Annotated in this window: 6 protein-coding genes and 1 pseudogene; 2 read left to right on the top strand and 5 right to left on the bottom strand. The window is 45.4% G+C overall.

The features are described from left to right. The first annotated feature begins 362 nt into the window (after positions 1-362). On the top strand, positions 363-9,053 hold the full coding sequence (locus LYNGBM3L_RS18985) for a Calx-beta domain-containing protein (protein ID WP_008186654.1): 8,691 nt from the start codon (positions 363-365) through the stop codon (positions 9,051-9,053). A gap of 223 nt (positions 9,054-9,276) precedes the next feature. On the opposite strand, the gene LYNGBM3L_RS18980 is transcribed toward LYNGBM3L_RS18985, so the two are convergent. Next, on the bottom strand, positions 9,277-9,708 hold the full coding sequence (locus tag LYNGBM3L_RS18980) for a VOC family protein (protein ID WP_008186652.1): 432 nt from the start codon (positions 9,706-9,708) through the stop codon (positions 9,277-9,279). Between the two features lie 34 nt (positions 9,709-9,742). Then, on the bottom strand, positions 9,743-9,916 hold the full coding sequence (locus LYNGBM3L_RS45915; protein ID WP_154659852.1) for a hypothetical protein: 174 nt from the start codon (positions 9,914-9,916) through the stop codon (positions 9,743-9,745). 235 nt (positions 9,917-10,151) lie between these two features. Here LYNGBM3L_RS45915 and LYNGBM3L_RS18970 point away from each other — a divergent pair, with 235 nt between their 5' ends. Next, positions 10,152-10,916 carry a TIGR00297 family protein gene (locus LYNGBM3L_RS18970; RefSeq protein ID WP_008186648.1) on the top strand — a complete coding sequence of 255 codons (765 nt, stop codon included), beginning with the start codon at positions 10,152-10,154 and terminating at the stop codon, positions 10,914-10,916. A 190-nt stretch (positions 10,917-11,106) separates the two neighbouring features. Here the strand turns inward: LYNGBM3L_RS18970 and hetR are convergent. From hetR to LYNGBM3L_RS18955, 3 genes and pseudogenes are all read right to left on the bottom strand, one after another. After that, positions 11,107-12,008: pseudogene (gene hetR, locus LYNGBM3L_RS50455) on the bottom strand (heterocyst differentiation master regulator HetR). Positions 12,009-12,303: 295 nt separating this feature from the next. Then, complete coding sequence (locus LYNGBM3L_RS18960; RefSeq protein WP_008186642.1) at positions 12,304-12,549, bottom strand: hypothetical protein; 246 nt, start codon at positions 12,547-12,549, stop codon at positions 12,304-12,306. 473 nt (positions 12,550-13,022) lie between these two features. After that, positions 13,023-13,439, bottom strand: a complete 417-nt coding sequence (locus LYNGBM3L_RS18955; RefSeq protein ID WP_229414604.1) for a substrate-binding domain-containing protein — start codon at positions 13,437-13,439, stop codon at positions 13,023-13,025. Positions 13,440-13,524 lie beyond the last annotated feature (85 nt).

The following is a 13,524-nucleotide window of genomic DNA, read 5'->3' as shown; positions in this document are numbered from 1 at the left end:
GGGGTAAGCCAGTAATTTATTATAAACGCAAAGTTTTCGAGAAGTCTATGTAAAATCCCTAGTTAGCCCCACAGTAAGTTCGGTACTTTCCCGGTGAACAGAAATCGGTCAAGGGGAAGACAATAAAATCGCTGGGTCAAATTAATTGGGGAAAGGTTTTAAGACAAATTGAAACCCGGTCGGGCATTTGTATTGCCAGAGGATGGATAACTCAGATCGACACCTATACCAGTGGGTGTCCGAAATCGCTTTAGCCAATTCCTATTGACCCAAACCCCAAGCCAATTCTGATGCAGCTATCCCTAATTAGCAATTGGTACTAGCTATTGCTATAGGTAACTAACTAAACATTTTGAATCACTATGGCAGACTTTATTCTCTCACAGACAACTATCGAGCTTACTGAAACTAGTGCTGACCAGTCATATACTATTGCCTTAGACACCCCGCCAACTGGAGACGTGACTGTTACCCTCAGAACTGATGGGCAGAGTCAAATCAATGTGGATGGTCAGGGGTTCAGAACCCAACACACCGTCGTAATCAGTGACACCTCAGAAAAAACTGTTACGGTGCGGGTTATAGATGATGCTACTCCTGAAGGTATTCACCCCGGCACCATCACTCACACTGTTACAGCCACAGAGGACGAAACCAACTATCCCGTAAATACTGAACTTACTGGTGTCACCCTTGAAATTACCGATAATGACCCAGGGCTATATATCCAAGGCACCCCCACACCGATTGAAGGGGGTGAAAATAGTACCTATGAATTTGGGTTGAGTACCGCACCCGATGGAGACGTAACAGTCGAAATCGAAACTAGTGATGGTCAGAGTCAATTTAGTTTAGATGGGGGCAACACCTTTGTCTCTTCCGGAGAGATAACCTTTAACGAAACCGACTTCACCACCGAAATCACGGTGCAGGGGATTCAGGACAACACCTTAGAAGGTGAGCACAACAGCACCATCACCCACACTATTACTGAATCCGAGGCAACACAAGCACAATATTCTCCAGGTCAAACTAGACAGGTCTTTCCCAGGATTACTGACAATAACCCAGATCTGCTCACCTTCGATAACCAAACTTTGTCTATTGAAGAGGGTCAAGAGGGTACGTACACCATTAAAGCAGACGGGCTTGATGCAGGAGACATAAAAGTCACCATCAAAGCCAATGGGTCGAGTCTAATCAAGGTAGAAGATGACCAAGAATTTGCTTCCGAGCAAGTCATCAACCTCAATAGCACCACATCCGAAAAAACTATCACGGTGCAGGCTACTGAAGACTCAGATGTCACCGGACCTCAAAAAGTCAGCATTAGCCACGAAATTACTAATTCAAACAGTTCAAACTTTGAAGAGAGCAAGGTTGGAGACGTCACTGTCACTATTGCTGACAATGATCCTGGGGTAATCATCACCCAAGCTACTGGTCAGATTCAAGAAGGTGACGAAAATGAATACACCATTGCTTTAAGCACCAATCCTACTGGGGACGTAACAATCACCCTTGATTCTGATGACGATAGTCAGATCAAATTGCCGGATGGGACTGGGTTTGTAGACCAGGGAACTATCACACTTAGCGATACTACACCCCAAACCATTAAGGTGCAGGCTACTGAAGATAACGACCCATCAGAAGGGACTCCTCACGAAAGTACAATCACCCACACAATCAGTGCTACAGACGATACCGACAACTATCCTACAACCACAATAGATAACGCTACCATTGAGATTATTGATGATAGCTCTGACCTTTTCTTTTTTGATACTTCCCCACTTGGTCAAACTGGTGTTGAAGATAGTGTTGAAGAGGGTAATGAAGGGAAATACACACTTCGATTACTACAGAATCCCGGTGGAGATGTAAGAGTTACTATTCAGGCTGATGACCAGAGTCTGATCAGTATTGAAGGAGGTACCACATTTGCCGACAGCCAAGTGGTTAGATTCAGTGACACATCGGCAAAAACTATCACCGTCAAGCCTAAGGATGACTCAACCGTCGAAGGAGCTCACACCAGCACCATCACCCACACCATTACTGAGGCTCCGGATGGCTCAGATTTTAAAATAAATAGTAAGGTTGGAGATGTCATTGTCACTATTACTGACAATGACCCAGGTCTAATCATCACTCCAGCAACCGAGCCCACTGAGGAAGGTGGAGACTTGACAACCTATCAAGTTGCCTTAAGTACCACCCCCACTGACCCCGTAAGAGTTACTATCACCACAGATGGGGAAAGTGAACTTGCTCTGGATCAGAACAACTTAAACTTTGGCACCAGTCGAAATATCCAACTTAGTGACACTACACCAACCACTGTCACGGTGCGAGGTACAACAGACGACAAGGTAGAAAGTCTTCACACCAGTACCCTCACTCACCAAATTACCGATTCTGTGGATCCGCAATATCCTGAAAGACAGGGAACATGGTCTACTGATATCGAGATTAAGGATGGTACCCCTGGAATGATTATCTCCAATAAGTCTTTGTCCCTCTCAGAGGGTCAAGAGGGTACTTACAGCATCAGTTTAACCACCGAGCCTACCCAGGATGTAACGGTTACTATTACAGCGGATGAGCAAGGTCTGATCAGTGTGGATGGTGAAGAGTTTGCATCACAGCAGGTGATTACCCTCAACCAAAGCACACTGGAAAAAGAAATCAAGGTGCAGGCGGTAGATGATCAGCCGCCGGAAGGGATTCACAGCAGCATCATTACCCACAGCATTGCTTCAGAGGATACAAACTATTCCGATCAGAACACACCCATTGAGGATGTCACTGCCACAATTACTGATAATGATATCGGAATAGTTATCATTGGTACTCCTCAGGTCACTGAAGGCAGTACTGATACCTACGAAATTGGTTTAAGCACTCAGCCTACTGGAGATGTCAAAGTTACTATCACAGCTGATGATGAGACTGAAATCAGTATTGATAATGGTACTAGCTTTGCTTCCACTCAAGATGTTACATTCAGTGACCTGACCCTTAAAACCATTACCGTGCGCGGTAAGGATGATGCTGAATTTAGGAGTCTTCGCGACAGCACCATCAGCCACGAGATTACTGAATCCCAAGACATCACAAACTATCCCCTGGATCTGGAAATTCCAGATGTTATAGCTGAGATTACTGATGATGAGCCTGGAGTAGTTATCATCAGTAATCTCGATCTCACTGAAGGGGATATCGGGACTTACGAAATTGGTTTAAACACTCCTCCTGTGGGAGGTGGTTCAGTAGAAGTCACTATCACCGCTGATCCACAGACTAGAATCAGCACAGATGGTACAAACTTTGCTCCTAGCCTTCCGATCCAGCTCCAAGGAACTACACGACAAACTATCACAGTCCAGGTGGTTGATGACACCGCTGTGGAAGGCGACCACAGCAGCACTATCAGCCATGAAATTACTGGTTCAAGTGATACTACCAATTATCCTCTAGGCCAGGAGATCAAGGATGTTACTATCGACATTACTGACAATGACCCTGGACTAATTTTTGGTGGTGCGATCGCAATTATCGAAGGCGGTGAGGAAGGAACTTACACAGTTGCTTTAAATACTGTGCCTACCGGAGAGGTAACTGTTACTCTAAGCGCTGATGACGATAGTTTAATCAAGGTAAGTGAAGGGGAGTTTGCCTCTGAGCAAGTCATTACTCTCAACCCAGAAAAACTCCAAGAAACCATTAGTGTACAAGCCGCTGATGACGATCTGGTTGAAGGAATTCATACCAGCACTATCAGCCACAAAGTGACTGAAACCGGAGATACCACTAACTATCCTCTAGGAACTAGCGGCTCCTTCAGTGCCACAATTACAGATAATGACCCTGGGATTGTTTTCAGTAAGACCACCTTGTCTGTTGAGGAAGCTCAAGAAGATACTTACACAATTGGCTTAAGCACTGTGCCTACTAGTGACGTAACAGTCACTATCACAGCCGATGACCAGAGTCTAATCAAAGTGGGTGACGGAGAGTTTGCCCCTGAGCAAGAGATTATCCTCAACGCTGAAACCCTGGAAAAAGAAATTACAGTACAGGGATTAGATGATGATCAGGTCGAAGGTGATCACACTAGCAAAATTAGCCATGAAATTGCTTCCGAAGACCTAGACTATGACCTGGGCGAGCTACCAGAAGAAGTCACTGTCGATATTGCTGATAATGACTCTGGGCTGATCTTCAGCCAGGCCATCACGATCACTGAAAACAATGGTTCAGGCACTTACACAGTTTCTTTGAATACTCCTCCCACTGGAGCAGTACAAATTACTATCCAAGCTGATAACCAGAGTACAATTAGTCTCGATGGCATCAACTTTGGCTCTCAGCGAATCATTAACCTCAACCCAGAAAAACTCGAAGAAACCATTAGGGTACGAGCAGTTCAGGATGCTCTGGTAGAAGGTGTTCACACTAGCACCATCACTCACAGAGTTAGCGATACAGAAGATTCTGAGAACTATCCTATCGGACAAGGCCCATCATATACTGCCAATATTGCAGACGATGACCCTGGAATCGTGTTCATCGATGATCTTGTATCTGTCCAAGAGGGTCAAGAGGGAATTTACACAGTTGCCTTAAGTACCCGACCCACTGGGGATGTAACAGTTAAGCTCACTGCTGATGACCAGAGTGTAATCAAGGTAGATGATGAAGAGTTTGCCAAAGAGCAAGTCATTACTCTCAACGCTGAGACTCTGGAAAAAGAAATCACGGTGCAGCCGGTAGATGATGAGCAAGTTGAAGAAGAGCACAGCAGTCAAATCAGGCACGAAATTACGGTTTCCGATGATCCAAGCTATGCTGTTGGCTTAGTTGCAGAATTCACTGCCAATATTACTGATAATGATATTGCTCCTGGTCAAGTGTTGATCAGCGAGATTTCCCCTCTGACGGAAGGAGGAGAGGCACAGGAGTATACCATTGCTCTGGACACTGTTCCAGCTGGGGCAGTAGAAATCACCATTACTGCGGATGACAACAGTGAAATAAGTCTCGATGGGCAGAGCTTCGATAATGAAGTGGTAGTGAGCCTAACGGATACTACCCCCACAACCATTACGGTACAGGCAGTAGATGACGAGAGTGTCGAAGGTGAGCATAACACTACCATCAGCTACGCCATTACCAACACCGAGGATTCAGACAAATATCCTGATACTCTCGATATCCCAGCCACCGAGATCACCATTACTGATAATGAGGCAGTTGTTCCTGGTCAAGTGCTGATCACGGAGATTTCCCCGATCGCGGAAGCGGGAGAGTCTGGCACTTATACCATTGCTCTTGACACTGAGCCAGCTGGACCAGTAGAAATCACCATTACTGCGGATCAAGACAGTGAAATAAGTCTCGATGGGGAGACTTTCGACAACGAAGTGGTAGTGAGCCTAACGGATACCACCCCCACAACCATTACAGTACAGGCTCTGGATGACACGATTGTCGAAGGTGACCATAACACCACCATCAGCTACGCCATTACCAACACCGGGGATTCAGACAAATATCCTGATACTCTCGATATCCCAGCCACCGAGATCACCATTACTGATAATGACGCAGATGCTGCTGGTCAAATACTGATCAGCGAGATTTCCCCTCTGACGGAAGGAGGAGAGGCACAGGAGTATACCATTGCTCTGGACACTGTTCCAGCTGGACCAGTAGAAATCACCATTACTGCGGATCAAGACAGTGAAATCAGTGTTGATGGGGAGAGCTACGACAACGAAGTAGTGGTGAGTCTGAGTGATACCAGCGCCAAAACCATTACGGTACAGGCGCTGGATGACCAGAGTATAGAAGGTGACCATAACACCACCATCAGCTACGCCATTACCAACACCGGGGATGAGGTCAAATATCCTGATACTCTGATTATCCCAGTCACCGAGATCACCATTACTGATAATGACGCAGTTGTTCCTGGTCAAGTCCTGATCACGGAAATTTCCCCGATCGCAGAAGCAGGAGAGCCTGGCACTTATACCATTGCTCTTGATACTGCTCCAGCTGGGGCAGTAGAAATCACTATTACTGCCGATGACAACAGTGAAATCAGTCTCGATGGGGAGAGCTACGACAACGAAGTAGTGGTCAGCCTAACGGATACCACCCCCACAACCATTACGGTACAGGCGGTGGATGACGAGAGTGTGGAAGGTGACCATAACACTACCATCAGCTACGCCATTACCAACACCGGGGATGAGGTCAAATATCCTGATACTCTGATTATCCCAGTCACCGAGATCACCATTACTGATAATGACGCAGTTGTTCCTGGTCAAGTCCTGATCACGGAAATTTCCCCGATCGCAGAAGCAGGAGAGCCTGGCACTTATACCATTGCTCTTGATACTGCTCCAGCTGGGGCAGTAGAAATCACTATTACTGCCGATGACAACAGTGAAATCAGTCTCGATGGGGAGAGCTACGACAACGAAGTAGTGGTCAGCCTAACGGATACCACCCCCACAACCATTACGGTACAGGCGGTGGATGACGAGAGTGTGGAAGGTGACCATAACACTACCATCAGCTACGCCATTACCAACACCGGGGATGAGGTCAAATATCCTGATACTCTGATTATCCCACCCACCGAGATCACCATTACTGATAATGACGCAGATGCTGCTGGTAAAGTCCTGATCAGCGAGATTGCCTCTCTGACGGAAGGTGCAGAGCCACAGGAGTATACCATTGCTCTGGACACTGTTCCAGCTGGGGCAGTAGAAATCACCATTACTGCCGATGACAACAGTGAAATCAGTGTTGATGGAGAGAGCTTCGACAACGAAGTGGTGGTCAGCCTAAGTGATACTCTTGCTCAAACCATTACGGTACAGGCAGTGGATGACCAGAGTATAGAAGGTGAGCACACTAGCACTATCAGCTACGCCATTACCAACACCGAGGATGAGGCCAAATATCCTGATACTCTCGATATCCCATCCACTGAAATTACCATTACTGATAATGAGGCAGATGCTGCTGGTCAAGTGATCATCACCCCAATTTCTCCTCTGACGGAAGGGGGAGAGGCACAGGAGTATACTATTGCTCTGGACACTGTTCCAGCTGGGGCAGTAGAAATCACCATTACTGCCGATGACAACAGTGAAATCAGTGTTGATGGAGAGAGCTTCGACAACGAAGTGGTGGTCAGCCTAGTCGATACTGCTGCCAAAACCATTAAGGTAATGGCGGTGGATGACACCGTTGTCGAAGGTGAGCACACCAGCACCATCAGCTACGCCATTATCAACACCGGGGATGAGGTCAAATATCCATCAACTCTCAATATCCCATCCACCGAGATTACCATTACTGATAATGAGACTGTTACCACAACCCCAGAGATTATCATCAGTGAAAACCCAATACTATTTGAGGGTGGTACTGGTATCTACACTGTTGCGTTAACTAAACAGCCCCTTGGAGAAGTAGAAGTTACTATCAAAGCTGATGATCAAACTGAAATCAGTTTAGATGGAACTACCTTTGCTTCAGAGCAAGTGCTTACCTTCAATGAGGCAAAACTCCAAACTATCACAGTGCGAGGGCTGGATGATCAAGAGGTTGAAGGGGATCACGAAAGTACCATCAGCCACGAGATTACCAAATCCGAGGACAGTGTGAACTATCCCCTGGGCAATGTTGGGTTAGTCACTGCCAATATTTTTGATAATGACATCCCGATTGTCACGATCACTGCTAGTGACCTTGAGGCAGCGGAAAAAGACCAAGACCCAGGCAGCATCACCATCACTCGTTCCGGAGACACTAGTGAAGACCTTACTGTCAGTTACATGACTTTTGGTAGCACTGCTACCGCAGATGACTACAGTGAAACCCTCAATGGGTCAGTCACTATTGCCGCTGGTGAGTCTTCCGTCGAGCTGAAAATCACTCCAGAAATCGACTCCCGAATCGACGAAGGTGATGAAACTGTTAACCTGGTCTTAAATACCAGCGAAGATTATAACTTAGTTGGCAAAAGGTTTGCTCAGATTACCATTGCTGATGACACATCGTCAGTTCCTGACAATAGTACCAGGTTTGTCTGGCGTAATTCACTGACAGGAGAGAATAAGCTGTGGAAGATAGATGATACTCACCAGGTAAATACAGTTAGCCTTCCTGCGGAAAAAGATCTCAATTTGGAAATCCAAGGTACTGGAGACTTTGATGGCGACGGTGAAACGGATGATGTATTCTGGCTTAACAAAGTAACCGGAGCCATTAAATACTGGCAAGGGCAAGGTGACGAGATCAAGGAGGTGATTATTGAGTCTGGTGAGGTAGACCCCATGGAATGGGAAATCACCGAGTTTGCTGACTTTAACGGTGACCTCAAACATGATATTCTCGCCTACAACCGAGATACTGGAGAGGTTGCAATCTGGGAAATAGATGGTGACCAGCTGGTGAATAAGGGGAGCATTGAACGGGATGGTCAGGCTTTACTGATAGCCGAAGACAGTGGATGGGAAATCCACGGTGCTGGTAACTTCAGTGGTGGGGATCGAGATCAGATTCTGTGGTACAACCAGGATAGTGGACAGGTTGGCATATGGGAGATAAATGGCAACGAACTAGTCGATGCTGCCGTGGTAACACGAGACGATGAGCCGGTACTAGCACCATCATCAACTGGATGGCAAATCGAAGCTGTGGCGGACTTCAGCGGCGATGGCCAAGACCAGATTCTGTGGTACCACTCGGAGAGTGGACAGATTGCCACATGGCAGATGTCTAATAAGAAACTAGTCAAAGGTGACATCCTCACACGGGATGGTGAGCCCTTAGGAATACTAAGCTCAACTGGATGGAGCATTCAGGGTATTGCAGACGTAGATAATGACGGCAAGTATGATATTGTCTGGAACAACAATAATACTATTGCTTTTTGGCACTTGAATGGGTCTGAATTGAGGGATGCAATGGTCATCGACCAGCCACCCGAGGCTGGCTTCAACCCCAACCTTATCTAAGCTATACTGCACACGGTTATAACCTGAGCTGATTGACGATCAGAACTAGCCCCCCAAAACAGCGACCGTGGAAGCTATAGGGACTTGGTATCAGTAGTTCCAATCAGCTTAGCTGAAAAAACCCCTTACTCAGTAAGGGGTTTTTCTAGTTTTATCAACCTTTGTGTTCATCAACCCTTCTTGGGTGTGTTTCTCGTTTGAGAATTGCTGAAAAGGATTTGGCTTAAACGCGATCGCCAATTTCTGCCAACTCACGTCCACCAAAAATTGCTGAACTATGACAGTAGAACTTAAACTCCATTAAGTTATAAAATGGATCTTGGAGGAAGAAAGTGCGATGCTCTGTAAGTTGACCGGGAAAGCGGGTCTTGGGTTGCTCGTAGAAAGATAATTGTTTTTGTTTAGTACGGTAAAGTAAGGCTTCCCAATCAGCCAGGGATGTAAAAACTAACCCGAAATGTCGAGGATAAATACCCCGCTGAGGTGTCAGGGTTTCTTTGGTTAGGTGAGCCACGAGTTGATGACCGTATAAATTCAGAATCACCGCATGGCGAGATTCTCTACCGATTTCGCAGCCAAGTCCATCACCGTAGTAGACTTTAGTTTGCTCAATGTCGGTAACGGGAAATGCGAGATGAAATAGGACTGGTTTCATAAGTTTTGGTTTGAGGGGAAAACGGTTGAAGGTTTTAAAGGTTGAAGGTTGACGGTTGAAGGTTGAAGGTTTTGACGGTTGAAGGTTGAAGGTTTTGACGGTTGAAGGTTGAAGGTTTTGACGGTTGAAGGCAAAAGGGTTGAAGGTTGTTCTTGCCCAGGGATCTCTTGTAGGGTAGGTTGTTCGCGTAGCGTGGCCTTTTGGCCAAGGTTTTAAAGAAATTCAACTTTATTCAAGAATCTGACCTAATCTGGGATCCGGTTGCTTCAGTAGTGTGCTTTGTTATTGGTTTTTTGGATAATGGGGAATGGGTAATAGGGTATGAGTGCTGGGGTAATGGCTCGGAAGCAATTACAATTACCAATTATCAATTACCACTTACCAATTATCAATTACTAATTACCAATTAACCAATTACTAATTACCAATATAACTATTTTGCTATGCTTGATGATAGTCTTTCTTTAAATCCTTGGCTAGTTGCTGTTGCAGTGAACACAGTTTTCCTTGCCATGGTATGGATAGCCCCCAAAAAATTACTCACCCCTGCTGGGATTGTCCACGCTTGGATATTAGGCGTACTGATTTGGGGTACTCTGAGCTGGCCAGGTTACACAGTAGTCGGATTTTACTTTTTGGTAGGGTCTGGTGTCACCCGCATTGGTATGGCGCAAAAGGAAGCGGCAGGAATTGCGGAAAAGCGTTCCGGTGCTAGGGGACCAGAGAATGTTTGGGGTTCAGCACTGACTGGAGCGATTTGTGCCTTGGGTACCCTACTGGTGGATGCTCCTTACCAGCAGTTATTGTTACTGGGCTATGTTGCTAGTTTTGCTACTAAGCTGTCCGATACCACTGCCAGTGAGGTGGGTAAGGCTTACGGCAAACGGACTTTCCTGATTACTACCTTACAGCCAGTAGCCCGGGGAACAGAAGGAGCTGTAAGTCTTGAGGGAACCCTAGCTGGAGTAATTGCTTCAGCTGCGATCGCATTTGTGGGTTGGGGCGTTGGTTTGGTTAACTTGACAGGAGTATTTTTCTGTGTTATTGCTGCCTTCATCGCCACCAATCTGGAGAGTGTAATTGGTGCGACACTACAATCTAAATTAGAATGGTTGACCAATGAAGTCGTGAATATTATTAATACGATTATTGGTGCGATCGCTGTTGTGCTGTTAGCTCTAGCATGGCACTGGATCAGCCAGGTATGAAGCATGAAGCATGAAGCATGAAGTATGAAGTGTTAATTGCGAAGCATGAAGTGTTAATCGTGAAGTATTAAGGATGAAGGATGAAAACATACAACTTGCTAAGCAACTAATCAATCTAATAAATTGAGATAGCGTTAGACTTCCGACTTCCGAGTTCCCACTTTATACTTCATACTTCATACTTCATACTTTATTCAGATTTTGGTCCAAAGACCATCTGTAGAACCATTGGTTCACCATCATCGCGGTGATACCTATCTGCCCACTGGCGGATAATTTCATCTAATTCTTCCATGGCCTGATTGATTTTCTCTGGCGGGATATCTAGTTCCTCCAACCCTCGCATGACTTGCGGCTGACGCTCTGCCCAGTTTCTCATTAACCGGAAGTATCGCGCTGTTTCGTCAATCATGGTGTAGGTGCGGGCTTTGTCATCTACTGGCGAGTAATATGCATTGGTTAGAGCGTAGTAGGGTAAGCCACCGGTGTGATCGATTCTGGTGACAGTTCCTGAATAGGTTAAGCGACGCTTGATGTGTTCAGCTAGAGCTTCACTCAATGGCAGACGTCGCTCTGGTGGTAAGTCTTCTTGGGATCTCCGGTGGAGAAATTCTATCGGAATTCAAAGAATTGTAAGGAATTGATGATCTGGGCATCCGGCAGGTGATCTGGCAGCTTAATCTCAAGATTGCGCTTTTCTTCCAGGTCAAGGCTGGTGCCATTGATCCGAGATTGCCCTGGTTGCCAGGGATAGTGTTCCATCCAGACATAGGGAAACTGAATCAGATAGCGAGGTTCCTGAGACCCCAACATCTTGAGCAGTTTCCCTTCTGTTAACGCTTGTCGAACTTCCTCAACAATGACCTTTACCCGCTTTGGCTCAATGTGATGCAAATGCCCAGTCATGCGGATATTGCCATCTTGCTCCAGATAGGTCATGTAAATGGCACATTTGGCAGCGGTTGCTGCTGCATCTAAAAACGCCCCATGTCGGTGTCCACTCGTCCGCAGGGCGCTGAAAGCCAGGTATAGCATGATCTGATCCATTGCACTGGGGCTTAGGGTTTTGATCAGATCGGATTGGTTGATCATCTTAGGGGCAATCACATCTACTTCCGTTGGTTATCAAGCTTATTTAGTTTCATTTTTCCACACTAGAACTAACTCACTGTCATCGAAGAAAGCGAGCTGAGGTTGCTTGGCAGAAAATTGACCAATTAAGAGGCACCCTAATCATGTCTTATTCCAATATATTATATAAAATAAGCCAACTACAAGTACACTATATTGAATTAGCACTTTCCCACTGTAGCCCGCTACTCGTACCCAACAGTGGGATTGAAATGCAGCCAGATATGCCATCAAACGGAATCCAGTCAGTTGACTCTCACACAAGAGACACACGTCCGCTACCACGATGGGCGATCAGGGTAGTCGGAATTACTGGTGATGAGACAAATTTGTGGTTTTCTTTTCTTCCATAAGAAAAAATTTGTCCTGTTTGCTCTACTACACTGGGACAATCATTACTATAGTTTAGTGGTGCATTTGAGCCATGGGCAATCATCGGTAAATTAACCCCAAACCAGATGGTTAAAACAGTAATTAAAGCAAGAGTAGTGTAAATTCGCATAGCCTATATCCGTATAAATGTTCCTCTAATTACTGATACGGATGGCTCGCATATGGTTCAGGGAAAAATATAAACTATAATGAAATTTTAAAAAAAATACCGTTATTGTAAATACCTCGTGAAATTCTTTATTTAAAAAAAAAAGTTTTGACGAACTTGTGTAAGTTTAGCGACTGTAATCCTTATATGAGAAGGATTTATCTCATGTTAACAATTTATTTATTTACCGCCATGAATGTTATTTAAAAAATTATAATTGCAATTACTTTGAATAAAAATAAGGATAGGTAATCCTGGTGATTATGGGTCTTTAAATAACTGCAAACTTGCTAAGTAGGCAAAGGGGATTACCTAGCAACCATTCACATTGCCAACGGCTTATGTAGCAATCCTAAATTATTTGTTAAAAATCCCCAATGGTAATATAATCGATTCTCTTCCGCTACTGCCGGTCTCTCCCCTTGTTTGGAAGTTTACAACTCAAATGGAAGGCTGTATAAAGGAGCAGGTTTTTCTTGAATCCGTTCGGCAATCGGTCTAACCTTCTGAACCACATCAATTAAGTAATCATAATCAGGTGCTTTAGCATTGGGGATGTATCCTACTGATGCTGCCATGCTGCTGGAGGCAGATTCTAGTGCCTTGTGGATCTCCTGTTGTAGATTTCTCTCGACTGTTGGTCCGATCAGGATAGAACCACTTGGAATTTTATGAGAATCTATATATAAAATCCGGAACCTAGTCTGACTAAAGTCTAGGCGGTAGCGTTGCAACTCTTCTAAAGACAAAGCTCCAGCGACTACCTCCTCAGAGGCAATCCACTCTAAGACTTGTTTTGGTGTGGGGGCAAAACGCACTTCCGCTAGGGTCAGACCGTAGAGATTGTAGATGGGCAGATAATATCCTGTGGCAGAACCAGGTTGACCTAAAGCAATGACTTTACCGCTAGTTCAGTCAAGTCTTGGATGGGGCTTT

The sequence above is a fragment of the Moorena producens 3L genome (assembly GCF_000211815.1).
Taxonomy (GTDB): domain Bacteria; phylum Cyanobacteriota; class Cyanobacteriia; order Cyanobacteriales; family Coleofasciculaceae; genus Moorena; species Moorena producens.
Note: the sequence above shows the minus strand (reverse complement) of the source record. Positions and strands in the feature narration are given on the sequence as shown.